Source organism: Paractinoplanes brasiliensis, assembly GCF_004362215.1.
In the GTDB taxonomy this organism is placed as follows: domain Bacteria; phylum Actinomycetota; class Actinomycetes; order Mycobacteriales; family Micromonosporaceae; genus Actinoplanes; species Actinoplanes brasiliensis.
Genome location: NZ_SNWR01000001.1, coordinates 2051681 through 2068668, shown reverse-complemented (window position 1 = coordinate 2068668; position 16988 = coordinate 2051681). Strand labels below are relative to the sequence as shown.

At 71.3% G+C, this 16988-nt stretch carries 16 protein-coding genes; 11 read left to right on the top strand and 5 right to left on the bottom strand.

Going from position 1 to position 16988, the window contains the following annotated elements:
- The first annotated feature begins 26 nt into the window (after positions 1-26).
- From rsfS to C8E87_RS08990, 4 genes are read left to right on the top strand one after another with little or no spacing between them, the layout of a single operon-like run.
- Positions 27-416, top strand: coding sequence for a ribosome silencing factor (gene rsfS / locus C8E87_RS09005; protein ID WP_133872659.1), 390 nt, complete (start codon positions 27-29; stop codon positions 414-416).
- A complete protein-coding gene (locus tag C8E87_RS09000) occupies positions 413-1042 on the top strand; it encodes a histidine phosphatase family protein (RefSeq protein ID WP_133872658.1) in 630 nt (209 codons plus the stop codon). Before rsfS ends, C8E87_RS09000 begins: the two co-directional genes overlap by 4 nt.
- Before the next feature lie 50 nt (positions 1043-1092).
- Positions 1093-1506, top strand: coding sequence for a hypothetical protein (locus C8E87_RS08995; RefSeq protein ID WP_133872657.1), 414 nt, complete (start codon positions 1093-1095; stop codon positions 1504-1506).
- Positions 1507-1551: 45 nt separating this feature from the next.
- The gene (locus C8E87_RS08990; RefSeq protein WP_133872656.1) at positions 1552-2406 is read left to right on the top strand and encodes a DegV family protein; all 855 of its coding nucleotides are present in this window, start codon (positions 1552-1554) and stop codon (positions 2404-2406) included.
- Here the strand turns inward: C8E87_RS08990 and C8E87_RS08985 are convergent.
- Both C8E87_RS08985 and C8E87_RS08980 read right to left on the bottom strand, forming a co-directional pair.
- On the bottom strand, positions 2324-3046 hold the full coding sequence (locus tag C8E87_RS08985) for a hypothetical protein (protein WP_239080719.1): 723 nt from the start codon (positions 3044-3046) through the stop codon (positions 2324-2326). The two genes, C8E87_RS08990 and C8E87_RS08985, sit on opposite strands and share 83 nt — an antisense overlap.
- A gap of 385 nt (positions 3047-3431) precedes the next feature.
- Positions 3432-4190, bottom strand: a complete 759-nt coding sequence (locus C8E87_RS08980; protein WP_133872654.1) for a putative protein N(5)-glutamine methyltransferase — start codon at positions 4188-4190, stop codon at positions 3432-3434.
- Positions 4191-5043: 853 nt separating this feature from the next.
- Between C8E87_RS08980 and C8E87_RS46635 the strand changes: the two genes are divergently transcribed.
- Entirely contained in the window at positions 5044-6015 is a 972-nt protein-coding gene (locus tag C8E87_RS46635; protein ID WP_307870877.1) for a ComEA family DNA-binding protein, read from the top strand.
- A gap of 17 nt (positions 6016-6032) precedes the next feature.
- Here the strand turns inward: C8E87_RS46635 and C8E87_RS08970 are convergent, their stop codons facing one another.
- Positions 6033-7301: an IS110 family transposase gene (locus C8E87_RS08970; RefSeq protein ID WP_133872118.1), complete on the bottom strand. Its 1269-nt coding sequence runs from the start codon at positions 7299-7301 to the stop codon at positions 6033-6035.
- Between the two features lie 425 nt (positions 7302-7726).
- On the opposite strand from C8E87_RS08970, the gene C8E87_RS08965 reads away from it, so the two are divergent.
- The 3 genes from C8E87_RS08965 (at position 7727) to C8E87_RS45410 (ending at position 11881) form a co-directional block, all read left to right on the top strand.
- A complete protein-coding gene (locus C8E87_RS08965) occupies positions 7727-10153 on the top strand; it encodes a ComEC/Rec2 family competence protein (protein ID WP_133876717.1) in 2427 nt (808 codons plus the stop codon).
- Positions 10154-10463: 310 nt separating this feature from the next.
- Positions 10464-11447: a DNA polymerase III subunit delta gene (gene holA / locus C8E87_RS08960; protein WP_133872653.1), complete on the top strand. Its 984-nt coding sequence runs from the start codon at positions 10464-10466 to the stop codon at positions 11445-11447.
- A complete protein-coding gene (locus tag C8E87_RS45410; RefSeq protein ID WP_239080510.1) occupies positions 11444-11881 on the top strand; it encodes a hypothetical protein in 438 nt (145 codons plus the stop codon). The genes holA and C8E87_RS45410 overlap by 4 nt, the downstream gene beginning before the upstream one ends.
- A 189-nt stretch (positions 11882-12070) precedes the next feature.
- Here C8E87_RS45410 and rpsT read toward each other — a convergent pair whose 3' ends face one another.
- Complete coding sequence (gene rpsT, locus C8E87_RS08950; protein ID WP_133872652.1) at positions 12071-12337, bottom strand: 30S ribosomal protein S20; 267 nt, start codon at positions 12335-12337, stop codon at positions 12071-12073.
- A 141-nt stretch (positions 12338-12478) separates the two neighbouring features.
- Positions 12479-13447: a phosphotransferase family protein gene (locus C8E87_RS08945; protein WP_133872651.1), complete on the bottom strand. Its 969-nt coding sequence runs from the start codon at positions 13445-13447 to the stop codon at positions 12479-12481.
- 54 nt (positions 13448-13501) lie between these two features.
- Between C8E87_RS08945 and C8E87_RS08940 the strand changes: the two genes are divergently transcribed.
- From C8E87_RS08940 to lepA, 3 genes are all read left to right on the top strand, one after another.
- Positions 13502-14035, top strand: a complete 534-nt coding sequence (locus tag C8E87_RS08940) for a DUF4240 domain-containing protein (RefSeq protein WP_133872650.1) — start codon at positions 13502-13504, stop codon at positions 14033-14035.
- A 60-nt stretch (positions 14036-14095) separates the two neighbouring features.
- Positions 14096-14884 (top strand): MOSC domain-containing protein, encoded by a 789-nt coding sequence (locus C8E87_RS08935; protein ID WP_133872649.1) that lies wholly within the window; start codon positions 14096-14098, stop codon positions 14882-14884.
- Between the two features lie 163 nt (positions 14885-15047).
- Positions 15048-16928 (top strand): translation elongation factor 4, encoded by a 1881-nt coding sequence (gene lepA / locus C8E87_RS08930; RefSeq protein WP_133872648.1) that lies wholly within the window; start codon positions 15048-15050, stop codon positions 16926-16928.
- The last annotated feature ends 60 nt before the right edge of the window (positions 16929-16988 follow it).

The window sequence follows — 16988 nt, the reverse complement described above, 5'->3', positions numbered from 1 at the left end:
CCAGAAAGCCGACCGAGGGGACACTCTTGCCCGTCAGCGAACGCGCTCTTGAACTGGCGATGACGGCCGCGCAGGCCGCCGCCGACAAGAAGGCGCAAGACATCGTCGTGATCGATGTCGGAGACCAGCTCTACATCACCGACGCCTTCGTGATCGCCTCGGCGTCGAACGAGCGTCAGGTCATCGCCATCGTCGACGCCATCGAGGAAGCCCTGCTCAACCTCGAGGAAAAGGCCAAGCCGGTCCGCCGTGAGGGCGAGCGTCAGGGCCGGTGGGTGCTTCTCGACTACGTCGACATCGTCGTCCACATCCAGCACGCCGAGGAACGCGAGTTCTACGCCCTCGACAAGCTGTGGAAGGACTGCCCGACGATCCCGTTCGTCGATCGCGACATGGTCGAGGCCGACGCTTCGTGAGCCGCCTGATCGTCTGGCGCCACGGCAACACCGACTGGAACGCGTCCGGTCGCGTCCAGGGCCAGACCGACGTCGAGCTCAACGCGCTCGGCCGCCAGCAGGCCGTCGACGCGGCCGAGATCCTGGTCAAGCTGAAACCCGGCGTGCTCGTGTCGAGCGACCTCAAGCGGGCGTCCGACACGGCGGCGGCGCTCGGCGCGCTCACCGGGCTCTCGATCGGCTACGACAAGCGGCTCCGTGAGCGGTATTTCGGCTCGTGGCAGGGCCACACGATGGCCGAGGTGGCCTCGCTCCATCCCGACCAGCATGCCCGCTGGACAGCCGGGCAGGAGGTCGGCGGCGACGTCGAGACCCTTGAGGACCTGGGCAAGCGGGTGGCCGACGCGCTGCGCGACGTGGTGGCCCAGGCGCCCGCCGGCGGCACGGTCGTGGTCGCGACCCACGGCGCCGCCGCCCGTCAGGGCATCGGGCACCTGCTCGGCTGGCCGGCGGAGCAGCTGCGCACGCTGCGGGCCCTGCAGAACTGCCACTGGATCGAGCTCACCCTCGACGTCAAGCGGGGCTGGCAGCTCGCGGCGTACAACGTGGGGCCGTTCAGCGACCGGCCGGTGCCGCCGCCCGTCTGACCGTTTTCCGTCCCGGGGAACCGGGCTTGATCCGGTAGCGTCCAAGCATCATGGTGACTCGTACCGTTCCCGCCGTATTGCTCCTTCTGCTCGTGGCGGCCGGCTGCGCCAACAACGCGAGCGAGAACGGCGCCGCCGCCCCGGCGCCCTCTCCCTCGGCGTCGGACGTGGTCGACCTGCCCGCCCCCACCGCCAAGCCCACCGGTCCGGCCGGGGAGCCCTCGGGGCGGCCCAACCCGGGCGCCACGACCATCACCGGCACCGTGACCGCCGGGGTCGAGCCGAACTGCCTGCTCGTCAACGACGCCACCGGCTCCCACCTGCTGGTCTTCGACGACCCGGCGATGCGCGCCGACGCCGCCGTGGGCAGCAAGGTCAAGATTTCGGGCCGTTCCGAGCCCGGCATGATGTCGACCTGCCAGCAGGGCGTGCCGTTCGTCGTGACCTCCGTCGAGAAGGGCTGACCCCCGCTCTCACCTGGGCATGTTCCGATCGGTTACGGTGCCCGCATGCCCGTCGCGGTTGTCACCGACTCCACCGCGTACCTGCCCGCCGAACTCAGCGGCTCGTATGAGCTGACCGTCGTGCCCCTCACGGTGGTCATCAACGGCGCCGACGGGCTCGAGGGTGTCGAGATCCAGCCGGCCGAGGTCGCGCGGGCCCTGGGCGAGCGCCGCGTCGCGGTGAGCACGTCCCGGCCCGCCCCCTCCCAGTTCGCGGCGGCCTATCGCAAGCTGTTCGACGAGGGCGCCGACGGCATCGTCTCCGTGCACCTGTCGGCCCAGCTCTCCGGCACCCACGAGGCCGCCGTGCTGGCCGCCACCGAGTTCGGGTCCCGGGTCGAGGTGGTCGACAGCGGCACCACGGGGATGGGGCTCGGGTTCGCCGCCCTGGCCGCCGCCGACGCCGCGGTCAAAGGTCAAGACCTTCCCTCCGTACGGGCTCAGGCCGTGACCCACGCCGAGCAGGTGAGCACGCTGTTCTACGTCGACACGCTCGAGTTCCTGCGGCGGGGCGGGCGCATCGGGGCGGCCTCGGCCCTGGTCGGCACGGCGCTGTCGGTCAAGCCGATCCTGCACATGGCCGACGGCAAGATCGTCGTGAAGGACCGGGTGCGTACGGCCGGGCGGGCGCTGGCCAAGCTGGTCGACCTCGCGGTGGAGGCCTCGGGGGACGGGCTCGCCGACATCGCCGTCCACCACCTGCAGTCACCGGACCGGGCGGCGGCGCTGGCCGACCAGGTGGCGATGCGGCTCGGGGACAGGCTGCGGGACTGCTACATCACCGAGATCGGCGCTGTGGTCGCCGCGCACGTGGGTCCCGGGGTGGCGGGGATTGTGGTGCACCGGCGGCCCGCCACCTGATCGGCTCCAGGCCGGGCACCGGTTCCAGCTCCAGGTCGGGCCAGGGGATCGTACGGTCGCCGATCTGCACCTCGTCGGCCGTGGGCAGCAGCGCCTTCTCGTCCCAGACAGCCCGGGTGCGCCAGCCCGTCCCGTCGTCGCCGGTCAGAACCAGCTCGGCGGCGGGCTCGGACAGGTGGCCGGCCTGTCGCGTGTACTCCTGGACGGCCAGGATGCGTTCGGCGCGCCCCACCGCGTGGTGGAGCGGGTGGTCCTCGGGCACGGCGAAGGGCACCGTGCAGCCGTGGGAGTCACTGACGTACGCCATGGGGGTGATGGGTCTGGCCGACCTCGCGTAGAGCTCCTCGGCCTGGGCGAAGACGGCACGCAGATGCGGGCTGCCGGTCGAGGTGATCAGCAGCGTGCCGCGCTCGGGAGCGAAGGCGATCGGAGGGCCGCCGACCTGGGGTTCGAGGCGTTGCAGCCAGTGCTCGAGCAGGAGGTGGGAGGTCCAGTAGGAGTCGCCGTCGTCGATGAAGCGGATCAGCTCGGTGGGGGAGCCCTGGAGGGTGGCCGCCTCCAGGTTGTCGCGGGCGGCTTTGAAGACCTCGTTCGGGCGTACGTGCCAGGTTTTGAGCTGGCTCTCGGTTACGTAGGTCATCGCCTCGGGATGGTCGATGACGACGTATTCCGACAAATAGGGCAAGGCGGTTCGCTTGAGGGGGTTGCCGGGGGTGGCTCCTCGGAGGACTGGGCGGAGGAGGGGCCGTGCCGTCTGCCAGTCCGCGGGGATGGGGTCGGGGCTGAGGCCAGATATGTACGCCTGGATCCTCTTTTTTCGCCCTCTTCTTGGACTTTTCAGGAGAGGGGCCAGGTCGAGGATGCCAGGCTCGGCATCCGCCGCGACCTCTGTGGTGAAACGGACCTGGAAGGCTCGAGAGTCGTAGCGGACGGCCGCGAAACCGGCCCGTCGCAGGCGCCGGGCCACCTGGGAGGCCAGCCTGGCCCGGGCGAACCTTCCCACCCCGGATGCCTCTCTTCCCGGCTCAGCCGGTCCTCTGGCGGGCCCGGGCCACTCGCGCATCGAGATCTTCGTCGTAGACGACGTCGCCGTCCAGACCCGACCGGCGGATGGCATCGAGAGCGCCTTTCTGCTGCGCTTCCGTGATCTCCGAGAGCAGGACGCCGTTCGGGGCGAGCCACGTGGGAGCGCTCCCGGACACGCGGCGAAAGATATCAAGCCCGTCGGCACCGCCGTCAAGGGCGATCGCGGGCTCGTGGTCGCGCGCCTCGGCCGGCAGCAGCGGGATGTGAGCGGTGGCGACGTAGGGGACGTTGGCGACCAGGACGTCGACGCGGCCCCGCAGGGTGCGGGGCAAAGGGTCGTACAGGTCGCCCAGGTGGACGTCGGTGAGGCCGTTGTCGCGGGCGCACGCCGTGGCGTTCGGGTCGAGGTCGGCGGCGTGCAGCTCGATGCCGGGGCTCCTGCGGCGGACGGCCAGACCCAGGGCGCCCGAGCCGCAGCAGAGATCCACCACGATTCGCGGGTTCTCCTCGGCGGCCAGGCGCACCAGGAGCTCGCTGCGGACCCGGGGGACGAAGACACCGGGCCGCAGCCGTACGCGGACCCCGGCGAAATCGGCGTAGCCCACAACCTGCTCCAGCGGCTCACCCCCGGCCCTGCGTTCCACCATGAGTTCCCTGGTCGCGGCGTCGGTGGCGGCCTCGGCGACGATCGCTGCCTCGTCCTCGGCGAAGACACAACCGGCCGCCCTGAGCCGGTCCGCCATATCACGTTCGGACATGATCGCGGACTTATCCACAATGCACCTCTGTCCACAGGCACCTGGGCAAGATCTTCGTGTTCTCCCTAGCTTGCTGTGCGTGCGAGAGCGGACCCCTACCGACGAGGCCACAGCGCAGAGGCTGAGGTCAGTGCTGCCGCCTGCGGCGGTGTCACCTCCGCCTTCGGGCGCTCCACACTCCACCCCATCCTTCCCCATCCGTCCTTCCCCACCGGTGGCCCCTCACCCGGCCCGCCCGGGGCCGGCCGCGGGGGCTTTGCTGGACGGTCACTCGCCTTCCCCCGGCCACCCCTTGCCGTCTGTTGGTCCCTCGCCGTCTGTCCGCCCCTCGCCGTCTGTCCGCCCCCTGTCGGCCGCCGGTCCTGTTCCTGGGTCCGCTGCTGGTCCGGTCGATGTGCCCGGGTCGGCGTATGTCGACGGGCTGGCCGGGCTGGCTGAGGTGGGAGATCCGCTGGAGTGGTCGGACGTCATCCCTTCGTGGCCCGACGACGTCGACCTGGAGGCGGCGCCCAGCGCCGTGTTTCACCCACCCACGCCTCTTCCTGAGCCGCCTCTTCCTCCGCAGGCGCGCGGCTATCGGCCCGGCACCCCGTGGGCCACGCCGCCGGCTGCGCGCCCTGTTTCGGCCGCACCCCCGGAGGCTGCGATAGCCGCGGCGGTTGCAGCCGCTTCATCGGCGGCTTCGTTCGATGAGCCGATCGGTCCGGTGATGGGCGCTCACGGCTCGGCCGGGCCGTCACCGGGAGATCTTGTGGTGCCACCCGCCCCGGAACCAAGCGGCTTCCCTCCAGGCCGGGAGATGGTAACCACAGACAAGCCGGTCCACGTCCCTCCGGGCCGCGGGATCGCAACCATGGACAGACCCTCCCTCGCCGGGTCCGGGAATGCAGTCTCACCGCCGCCGGTGGTCGTGGCGCTGAAAGGCGGAACCGGGGCCTACCGCGTCGTGGAGGAGGGTGACCTTCGGTCGTCGCATCTCGGTGATGTGCTGCCCGAGGCGGAACCGCACGTGCCGGACCGGCGGGGTTCGCTCCCGCCGCCCGCGTGGGTGATGCCTGAGCCGCCGTCGGACAACTATGTGTTCGAGCCGGGGCGAGACCGCTTCGCTCTCACGTCGTCGAATCTGCCGGAGCCCGAGGAGCCGGAGCTGACCGCGGCGGGGGCCTTCGGCAGTGGTTCGGGCGACGGCGGGCGGCGCTTCGGGATGGGGGCGTTCGATCCGGGTCGGCGTGGGGTCCGGGCGCTGGGCGCGGTGGCCGCCGTCGTGATCGTGATCGCCGCCGTGCTGGCCTGGCGGGCCCGGCCCCGGGTTGACCCGGTGGCGCCGCCCCCGCTCAACGTGGCCGAGTCGGACGCCGAGGTGGCCTCCGCCCCGGCGTCCGGCGCGGCTGAGGTGGTGGTTGCGGTCGGCGGCAAGGTCCGCAAGCCCGGCCTGGTGCGACTGGCCCCCGGCGCGCGGGTGGCCGACGCGCTGACCGCGGCCGGCGGCGCCGACCAGGGGGTGGATGTCTCAGCGCTCAACCTTGCCCGCAAGGTGGTGGACGGCGAGCTCATCATGGTCGGCGTGACGCCCCCGCCGGGTGTCGCGCTCCCGACCGGGCCGGCCGCTCCGGCCGGCGGTGGCAGCGCGGGTGGCCTGGTCAACCTGAACGCCGCGACCCTGTCCGACCTGGACGGGCTGCCCGGGGTGGGTCCGGTGCTGGCCCAGCGGATCCTCGACGCCCGCGACGCCCAGGGCGGTTTCAAGGCCGTCACCGACCTGCGCAAGGTCGACGGCATCGGCGACGCCCGCTACGAACAGCTGAAAGACCTGGTCACCGTATGAGACATCCTCTGTCAACCTCAAGCAGCCTGTTTGAGGGCGTGGGTGCGGTGGGCGGTATGGACGGCTTCGTCGTAGCGCACGTTCAGGCGCAGGCAGTGCCAGAGGATCTCCAGCCAGCGGTTGCCGAGGGCACGCAGGGCAGCGTTGTGACTCTTGCCTTTGGCGATCTTGGCGTCGTAGAAGGCGCGGGCCCAGCCGGATTGCTGCAGGCTGCAGAAGGCCCATTGATGTACGGCGTTGCCGAGGTAGCGGTTGTAGGCCAGGCGGCGGGCGATGACGAACTCGCTGCGTCCGGAGCGTCTCGTGACCGGGGCGGTCCCGGCATAGCATTGCAGGGCGTTGGGTGTGGTGAACTGCTCGACGTGTTCGCCGATTTCACCGGCGACCCTGGCGGCGAGACGATCACCCAGGCCAGGCATGCTCAGGTAGATCTCGCCGCCAGGGAACGCGTTCCCCGGCCGGGGCTCCTTCGGCTGCTTCGCCCGGCCGACACGCGGGCTTCCCAGAAGCAGCTCACCCATCCGCCGCTGCCAGACCCGGCGTTGCTCGCGCAGCAGCAACAGTTGCGCGGCGGCCAGCCGGATGCTGCCGGCCTTCGCCCGGGCCAGCTCCGGGCGCACCGCAAGCCGCGGGCTGTTCAGGGCAGCTATGACCCGTTCGGCGAACCGGTCGGGCCAGCCGTGCCGGTTGGCGCGGGCCAGGGCTTCGACGGCGTCACGGCCGGCGGCGGCCAGCTCGGTGTGGCTGGGCCAGCGCTCGAGCAGGCGCAGGAACACTGCCGCGCCCAGGTCGCCGTCGGCGATGTCGATCGCGGCGGGGAACACCGCGAGCAGGTCGGCGCGCAGCCGGTTACCCAGGCGCCGTTCGTCGCGGGCGGCCCGGTCGTCGTCACGAGCAATGGCCCGCAGCTCCGCGCCGAGCTCGCCGTGCGGGATCAGTTTGCGCAGCTCGACAAAGGGGTCGAGGGCCAGCAGGCAGCAGATCCGTGCGTCTTCGGCGTCGTCTTTCTTCTTGGCCGGGCCGCGGCGGCGGGCGACCAGGTCCGGGTTGACCGGCAGCACGGTGAACCCGGCATCGAGCAGGGCCTCGACCAGCAGCCCGTGCCGGGTTTCCAGCACGACCCGGACCTCGGCCGGGTCGGTTTCCAGGGCCAGGCAGCGGGCGACCAGCCGGGCCACCCCTTCGGGGCCGTGGTCGATGCGGAACTGTTCGATTACCCCCTTGCCCGGCACGCCCAACGCGACGTCATGGTGGTCCTCGGCCCAGTCCAGACCGACTCCCAGCACGGCAACCTCCTTCCAACTCGCAGGTCAGGTGCGGTGGAGGCGCGGCGTCGTGCTGATGGACCAGTCCTCACGGGACAACATCCTCGAAGGCGTCAGACCTCCACCGGTCACCTCCGAGGACGCCGTCTCATGTCAGTCCTCGAGGGACAAGCACCCAAAGCGTTCCTCGGAGGCTCCCGATGACGAAAGAAGGTACTGCCATCAGCACCCGCCGCGTCGAGCCGCCCCTGAACCACCGATCGCCTGTTCGGGACGATCCGGGCGTGAGCCGTCGGCCACGGGTGCGGTCCGAGCCGTCCCAGGGTGCGCGACCGCCTGTCCGGGCTGAGCCGGGTGGCGATCAGCCGGCGGCGCGGCCGCTCAGCGGCCGAGACTCGGGAGCCGCTCCCGATCTGCGGTTGGCCGGGTTCGCCCTCGCGGTGTGGATGTCGGCCCTGGCCTCGCTCTACCTCTCGGCGCGTGGCGGTGTTCTGCTCGGAGCGGCGGCTGTCGTCCTGTGCGCTCTGCCGGCTTTCCTTGTCGGCCGTGGTGGGGTTGCGACGCGCGTGCCCGGTAGCGCTCACATATCGCTCCGCGGCCTGATGGCGCCGGGTGGTCCCAACGCTCTGGTGCGCGGGGTGGGCGCCGGCGCCGCACGAAGCGGGGCGTCGGATGGTGTGCGCGGTGGTGGCCGCCGGTGGGTGTCGGCCGGGCGGTGGTTGGGGCCGGCCGTTCTGCTCGGGGTGGCGTGCGGGGCGGTTGCCACTGCGGCGCGGGTGAGTGTCCGGGAGGCTGGGCCGCTGGTCGAGCTGGTCCGGGCGGGGGAACCGGTACGGATGGAGCTGGTTGTCCGGGACGATCCGCAGGCCCTGAAGTCGTCGGCCGGGAGACCGCCGACGTACATCGTGGCTGTTGACCTCCGGAGTGTGCGGGGCGAGGACGGGGTCTCGCTGCGGTTGTCGGCTCGGGCCTTGGTGCTGGGCAGCGATCCGGGGTGGCGGGGGCTGTTGCCGGGGCAGCGGGTCCGGGCCGAGGGCAAGCTCCTGCCGCCCCGGGGTGGGGACCTGCGGGCCGTGGTGGCGTCGGTGCGCAAGGCGCCTGAGGCGGTCGGGCGGCCGTCGTGGGCGCAGCGGGCGGCGGGAGCGCTTCGGGCCGGGCTGCAACGGGCCTGTGAGCCGTTGCCCGATCTGCCGGGAGGACTGCTGCCGGGGCTGATCGTGGGGGACACCAGCCGCCTGGACCCGGCGCTGGAGGAGGACTTCCGGGCTACCGGCATGACGCACCTGAACGCCGTTTCCGGCGCGAATGTTGCGATTGTCCTTGGTGTGGTGTTGTTCGCTGTCCGGCGGACCAGGGCCGGACCGGTGATCACCGCGGTGGTCTGTGCGGTGGCGTTGGTGGGGTTCGTCATCCTGGCCCGGCCCTCGCCCAGCGTGGTGCGGGCCGCGGCCATGGGGGCGATCGGGCTGATCGCGCTGGCGTCGGGGCGGCGGCGGGCGGCCCTGCCGGCGTTGGCGGCCGGGGTGGCCGTGCTGATCCTGGCCGACCCGGAACTGGCCTCGGACGTGGGGTTCGCGCTGTCGGTGCTGGCCACCTCGGGCCTGCTGCTGCTCGCGCCGGTGTGGCGGGACGCGTTGCGGGCCCGTGGCTGGCCGCCCGGCCTGGCCGAGGCGCTCGCGGTGCCGGCGGCGGCGCAGGTGGTGTGCGGACCCGTCGTGGCGGGGCTGTCCGGGACGATCAGCATCGTGGCCGTACCCGCCAACCTACTGGCCGTGCCGGCGATCGCTCCGGCGACCCTGCTCGGGGTCACCGCGGCGGTCGTCTCGCCGGTGTGGCCGGCGGGCGCCGAGTTCGCGGCGTGGCTCGGGCACTGGCCGGCGCAGTGGCTGGTGCTGGTGGCGACCTACGGCGCTCGGGTGCCCGCCGGCGCGCTGCCGTGGCCGGGCGGCCTCACCGGTGCGCTCCTGCTGGCGGTGGTCACCGTGGGCCTGCTCGTCGCGGCCCGGCGGCCGCTCATTCGCAGGCTCGTGACGGTGATTGCGCTCGGCGGTGTGCTCGGCGCTCTGCCCGTACGGCTGATCGCCTCGGGCTGGCCCCCGGCGGGCTGGCTGGTCGTGGCGTGCGCGGTGGGCCAGGGCGACGCGCTCGTTCTGCCCGCGGGGGCCGGCCGCGCGATCGTTGTCGACGCCGGGCCGGAGCCGAACGCCGTCGACCACTGCCTGCGGCGGCTCGGGATCCGGCAGGTGGTGCTGTTCGTGGTCAGCCACTTCCACGCCGACCACATCGGGGGTGTGACGGGTGTCTTCCGGGGGCGGGACGTGCGCGCGGTCATCGGGCCGGACTGGCCGGAGCCGCCCGAGGGCCGGGCCGCTGTCGCGGCGGCTGCCGGGCGAGTACCTGTGCACGCGGTGGGGCCAGGGTGGGCGTACGGGGTCGGGAATGTGCGGTTGGAGGTGCTGGGGCCCGTCGAGCCGATGCGGGGCACGAACTCCGACCCCAACAACAACTCCCTGGTGCTGCGGGCCGAGGTGGACGGCCGGACGGTGCTGTTGCCCGGCGACGCCGAGACCGAGGAGCAGGAGGACATGATCGCGCGCCTGGGCCCCGAGGCGGTGCGGGCGGATGTGGTGAAGGTCGCGCACCACGGCTCCGCCTTCCAGTCGACGCGGTTCCTGGACGAGATCCGGCCCACGGTGGCGCTGGTGTCGGTCGGCGCGGACAACGACTACGGGCACCCGAACGGGCCGCTGCTGGCGCGCCTGGCCCAGGGCGGGGCGCGAGTTCTGCGTACGGATCAGTCGGGTGACCTGGCCGCGGTGGCCACGGATCGCGGGCTGGCGGTCGTCGCGCGCGGGGATCCGCCGGCGCCGTGACGCACAATGCCCGGATGGAACGCGAGACGATCGTCGGGGCGAGCGGGTGGACGCCTGGATCGGGTCGATGTTGCCCGCGGAACTCCCGACACGCCCGGGGTAAGCCGTTCAGGCAGTCCCGGCCGCGGGCCATGCCGGTCGATGGGTGATCAGCCCGGATTGTCCGGCCGAGCGGTCATCCAGCCTGATCGAGCCTTGATCAGCCATCCCGAGCATGGCCGCGCGCCGATATGTCTGCTTTCGCGTTTCCTGATCCACGAGTCTGCGCTAAGGAGTGAGGCTCGCGGAAACGTCAGGCCTTCGTGCAACGATGTTGGGCGTGAACACCGCGCCTCCCGCCCCGTTGCTGCTCGTCCAAGGCGATGAGGAGTTGCTCGTCGCGCGCGCGGTCACGGCCGCGGTCGATGCCGCGCGGGCCGCCGAGCCCGGCGCCGACGTCCGGGAGTACGAAGCGGGCACCCTGCTGCCGGGTGAGATCGCCGAGATGCTGAGCCCGTCACTTTTCGGCGGCCGGCGCGTTCTGGTCCTCCGCAGCGGGCAGGATGCCAAGAAAGACCTGATCACGGCCCTGCTGGCGTACGCGAAAAACCCCGACCCGGACGTCTCTTTGATCGTCACCCACCTGGGCGGGGCCAAGGGCAAAGCCCTGGCCGACGGTCTCCGCTCGGCCGGCGCCACAGTCGTTCCCGCGGTCAAGCTCAAGGGCGACCGCGAGCGGATCGCCTTCGTGCGCGACGAGTTCCGCCGCCACGGGGGCAAGTGCGACGAGGCGGCCGCGTCGGCGTTGCTGGCCTCGGTCGGCAACGACCTCCGTGAGATCGCCGCCGCCTGCTCGCAACTGCTCGCCGACACCGACGGCAAGATCACCGAGACCGTCGTCGCGCGGTACTACAAGGGCCGGGCCGAGGTCAGCGGGTTCACGGTGGCCGACGCGGCGATGATCGGCGACGTGCCTGCGGCGCTCGAGGCGCTGCGGTGGGCGCTGCACGTCGGCGTCGACCCGGTGCCCATCGCCGACGCGATCGCGGACGGGGTGCGTACGGTGGCGAAGGTCGCCTCGGCCGGACGGGGGAACCCGTATCAAATGGCCGGCTCGCTCGGAATGCCCGCGTGGAAGATCCAACGTGCCCAGGAACGCAGCCGTGGGTGGACGCCCGAGGGCCTGGTCGACGCCATGCGTGCTGCGGCCGAGTGCAACGCCGCCGTCAAGGGCGGCGCCGAGGATCGTGGCTATGCGTTGGAACAGGCCGTTTTCGCGGTGGCAGCCGCTCGCCGCTCGGGCGGGGCGCGATGAGCCCCCATCGGCCGTTGTACGCCCGCGTGCTGCGCCTCAAGTTCCTGACGCCCAGCGGGTTCCTCTGCTTCGTGTTCTTCGAAGGCGCGGTCGCGCTGGGCATCCTGCTGGCGCTGGCCGAGCTCGTGAGCTGGTGGGGCGTGATCGTGCTGCCGGTCACGGTGGCCATCATGGTCAAGCTCAACGATCTGATCGCCGGTTCGCTGACACCGGCCGCGACGCCGGTTCCGGTCAGGGCGCCGGCTGTGGCGCGTCCGCTGGTCGAGCACGCGTCGGCGCCACGGGCAGACCGGCGGCCAGCCGACGAGGCGACCAGGCGTCTGCCCGGCATGGTGAGCCGGGAGCGCGGGGCGCCGATCAAACGGCCGTGGGTGGAGCGGGCCGAGGCCCAGCAGCAGTGGATCCGTCAGTCGGCGACGCGTCGCTACGAATAGCGGTTCCACGGGCGGGGCGGCGTCAAGCCGTACGCGGTCCCGCAGTTGATCGATTCTGATGCCGCACGCGGGCACACGCCCTGCGTGCGGCTTCTTGGCGTGTGACTTCTTCGGCACGACACAACAACACCGGGCACCGCGGCGGACCACTGAGGGTCCGGCGATGCCCGGGGTGTGACTGCGGAACGGTCAGGCAGACAGCGAGGAGACCCGCTTGGCGATGGCCGACTTGCGGTTCGCCGCCTGGTTCTTGTGGATGACGCCCTTGCTCGCGGCCTTGTCCAGCTGACGAGAGGCGTCACGCAGCAGCGTCGTCGCGGTCTGCACGTCGCCGGCCTCGCTCGCCTCGTTGAGCTTGCGAATCACGGTCTTCAGCGACGACTTGACCGACTTGTTGCGCAGCCGGGCCTTCTCGTTCTGCCGGTTGCGCTTGATCTGGGACTTGATGTTCGCCACGCGACAGCCTTGTCCTGACTAGGTGTTCGGAAAATGGTCTCAGTGGGATGGTCACCACGCCGGCTCTCACCGGAAAGGTCCTCACCACACGCGATGAACCAGACTACCAGCACGCCCCCGGGCCCGCCAAAACGGCCCGAGTCACCACCCGCGCCGGTCGGCCAGCCACGCCAGCGCCTGTTCCCCGCTGAACCGCTGATGCTGCCGGCTGTGCGGCGACGCGCTGCTGGGCCCGCCGTCCGCGCGTACCAGCCAATACCCGGCCATCGCGGCGAGCGCCCCGTCGACGCCCTCGGCCGGGGCGTTCCAGCCGTCCAGGTACGCGTCCGCGTCGAGCCCGCTCGCAAACGCGGTGACCAGCAGCGTCACCGTGTCGAACCACGCGGCGCCGCGGGCCGGCCAGGTCCAGTCGCAGAGGCGGGCCCGCCCCGACCGGTCGATCAGGACGTTGTCCACCCGAAGGTCGCCGTGCATGAGCGCCTCCCCGGCGACCAGCTCGGGCAGCTGCTGCTCGAGCCGGGCGAGGTGGGCCAGGCGGGTCGGGGCGACGGTGCCGTGGGCCGTGCGGGGCATCGGCTCGCGGCCGGCGGCGATCTCGCTCCACCAGGAGAACTCGCGGCGCAGGATGTCGGGGAGCGCGGGCACCCCGGCCTCGAGCAGCTCACGGCTGGGGGTGGCCAGGGCCTGCGCCGCGGACGACCAGGCTTCCAGGGCCGCATCCAGCTCCGGCGGCGACCACGGCAACGCGGGCACGTGCCCGTTGACCGGTTCCAGGCAGAGGACGAAGTAGTCCGATTCGACCATCGTCCAGAGCGGCCGGGGCGCGGCCACCTCGGGCGGCAGACGGGACGTGATGTACGCCTCCCGGGCGTACCAGTCCGAGGTCGGGTCGGGCAGCGGCGCCGCCTTGACGAAACCGGTCAAACCGGACGACGTGGTGACGAGCGCCGCGAAGGCCCGGGTGAAGCCGCCGCCGGCGCTGCGTGCCTCCACCACCGGCGCGCCCAGGCGGGACGAGACGGCTCGGCGCACGCCCTCCGGCAAATCCGACCAATCCGGGCGTACGGCGGTGGCGCCGTACGGCACGTCGGGAAGCGAGATGGACCGCACGCCCCCATCCTGCCCTTCCGGGTTTTGTCGCACCCCACTGGCAGGATCGTCGCCATGAGAACCGACGACTTCTGGGCGGTCATCAGCCGCGCGACCGCCGACCGGCCTGCCTCACCCGCCGATGTGGCCGAACGCGCCGCGGCCGACCTGGCCACCCGCGATCCGGACGAGATCGTGGCCTGGGGGCGGCATCTCGACAAGGTCATGGTGGCCTCCGGCACGCAGGATCTGTGGGCCGCGGCCTATCTGATCAACGGTGGCTGCGGTGAGGAAGGCTTCGACAGCTTCCGCGGCTGGCTGATCGCCCACGGGCGCGACGCGGTGGCCCGCTCGGTGAAATCACCCGACTCGCTGGCCGACGTGCCGGTCGTGCGGGCCGCGGCCGAGACCGGCGCCGTCTTCGAGGCCGAAGAGGTGCTGTCGATCGCGGCCGAGGCCTACGCGCGGGCCACCGGGTCGCCGATGCCCGAGGGCGAGCGCCCGGTGACCCGGCCCGAGGCGGCCGAGCTGTGGGATTTCGACAACGAGGAGGAGATACAGCGCCGCCTCCCCAAGCTGTCCGCGTTGTTCCTGGCCCCGCCCGAGTGACGACGCCGCGGTGGGAAATTCGGTCGATACGGGGGAGTGGCGCCGGTGAGACTTCCGGGCATGCAGACTTCGCAGGGTTCGGTGACGTCGGTCAGCCGCAACGAGCAGTATTCGTTCACCAAGCCGGTCCACGACCAGATCGTGCTGGTGGCGGGCCTGGGCATTGAGGGTGACTCGCACTCCGGGGTGCACGTGCGGCACCGGTCACGCGTGCGGGTCGATCCGGCCCAGCCCAATCTGCGGCAGGTCCACCTGATCCACGAGGAGCTGTTCGACGAGGTCGCGACCAAGGGTTACGAGGTACGCCCGGGCAACCTGGGTGAGAACGTGACGACGCGGGGGATCGATCTGCTCGGGTTGCCGGTGGGCACGGTGCTGCGCTTCGGGCCCCCGAGCGCCCACAGCGGCGACACTGCCGGCGGTGGCGTGCCGGGCGGCGGTGTCGAGAGCGGCGCTTCGGGTGACAGCGCCGGCGGCGGTAGCGGCCCCGACGATGGTGGGGCTGCCCACGGTGGTGTGCTCGATGCGGTGCTTGCGGCGGCCGAGGCAGCGACGCTCGATGAGCCCACCGCGCGGGCGGCTGCGGCGGTGCGGGCGGCGGTCGAGCGCGAGACGGGCCTCGACCCGCGTCCGGCGCTTGTCGTGGCGGGCCTGCGAAACCCGTGCGCCCAGATCAACGGACTGCGACCCGGCCTGCTCAAAGAGCTGGTCGGTCAGGACGACGAGGGCAATGTGGTGCGCAAGGGCGGCATCATGACGGTCGTTCTGCGGGGCGGGCCGGTGCGGCCGGGCGACCCGATCACCGCCGAGTTGCCGCCGGGCCCGCACGCGCCGCTCGAGCGGGTCTGAGCGGTGTCCGCCGGGTCCCTGCCGCGGTGCTCCCTCGGGGCCGGTCTGCGGCCGTTCGAAAAGGGCTGAGCGGGTGTCAGCCGGGGCTTGCCGCGGGCGTGGGACGATAGATGCTGCCGGTGGCACTGCCGGCCTCCTCCAATCCTGACAAGAACGGAAGATCGTGCCTGGACCGCTCGACCCCGGCGTGAACGTGATCGGCGCCACCGACCCCGGTCGCATCCGCAACTTCTGCATCATCGCCCACATCGACCACGGCAAGTCGACGCTGGCTGACCGCATGCTGCAGATCACCGGGGTGGTCGACCCGCGTCAGATGCGTGCGCAATACCTCGACCGGATGGACATCGAGCGGGAACGCGGCATCACGATCAAGTCGCAGGCCGTCCGGATGCCCTGGACTGTTCGCGAGGGCGGGCAGCAGGGCGAGACCGCCGTTCTCAACATGATCGACACCCCCGGTCACGTCGACTTCACGTACGAGGTCTCCCGCTCCCTCGCCGCCTGCGAGGGCGCCATCCTGCTGGTCGACGCCGCGCAGGGCATCGAGGCGCAGACGCTGGCCAACCTGTACCTGGCGATGGAGAACGACCTCCACATCATCCCGGTGCTCAACAAGATCGACCTGCCCGCCGCGCAGCCGGAGAAGTACGCCGAGGAACTGGCCAAGCTGATCGGGGTCGAGCCCGAGGACGTGCTGCGCGTCTCCGGCAAGACCGGCGTCGGCGTCGGCCACCTGCTCGACGAGATCGTCCGCCAGTTCCAGCCGCCGGTCGGTGACGCCGACGCCCCCGCCCGCGCGATGATCTTCGACTCCGTCTACGACGTGTACCGCGGCGTGGTCACGTACGTCCGGGTCATCGACGGCCGGATCGAGGCGCGCGACCGCATCAAGATGATGTCGACCGGCGCCGTCCACGAGCTGCTCGAAATCGGCGTGGTCTCGCCCGAGATGGAAAAGGCCGGCGCGCTCGGCGTCGGCGAGGTCGGCTATCTGATCACCGGGGTCAAGGACGTCCGGCAGTCCCGCGTCGGTGACACCGTCACCGGCAACGCCCGGCCGGCCAAGGAGGCGCTCGGCGGCTACAAGGACCCGAAACCGATGGTCTACTCGGGGCTCTACCCGATCGACGGATCCGACTACCCGGCGCTGCGCGACGCGCTCGACAAGCTCAAACTCAACGACGCCGCGCTCACCTACGAGCCCGAGACGTCGGCCGCGCTCGGCTTCGGCTTCCGCGTCGGCTACCTCGGCCTGCTCCACCTCGAGATCATCGGCGAGCGGCTGGAACGCGAGTTCGGCCTCGACCTCATCTCGACGGCGCCCAACGTGGTCTACCGCGTCTACACCGAGGACGCCCAGGAACGGGTCGTCACGAACCCCAGCGAGTTCCCCGACGGGAAGATCGCCGAGATCCACGAGCCGGTCGTGCGGGCCACCGTGCTGGTGCCCAACGACTACGTCGGCGCGGTCATGGAACTCTGCCAGAGCCGTCGCGGCAGCCTGCTCGGCATGGAATACCTCTCGTCCGAGCGGGTGGAACTGCGCTACACGCTGCCCCTCGCCGAGATCATCTTCGACTTCTTCGACCAGCTGAAGAGCAAGACCAAGGGGTACGCGTCCCTCGACTACGAGCCCTCCGGCGAGCAGGTCGCCGACCTGGTCAAGGTCGACATCCTGCTGCACGGCGAGCCGGTCGACGCGTTCAGCGCGATCGTGCACAAGGACAAGGCGTACTCGTACGGGGTCAACATCGCCTCGAAGCTGCAGAAACTCATCCCCAGGCAGCAGTTCGAGGTGCCGATCCAGGCAGCGATCGGCAGCCGCATCATCGCGCGCGAGACCATCCGCGCCATCCGCAAGGACGTGCTCGCCAAGTGCTACGGCGGTGACATCAGCCGGAAGCGCAAGCTGCTCGAGAAGCAGAAAGAGGGCAAGAAGCGGATGAAGATGGTCGGGCGGGTCGAGGTGCCACAGGAGGCTTTTATCGCCGCGCTGTCAACATCTGACGGTCCGGACACCAAGGGAGCAAACAAAAAATAGGCGGTTTGGGTTTTCGACCACTCGGGAACTCTGGGGCTCGACGGACGCAACACCTGCTTC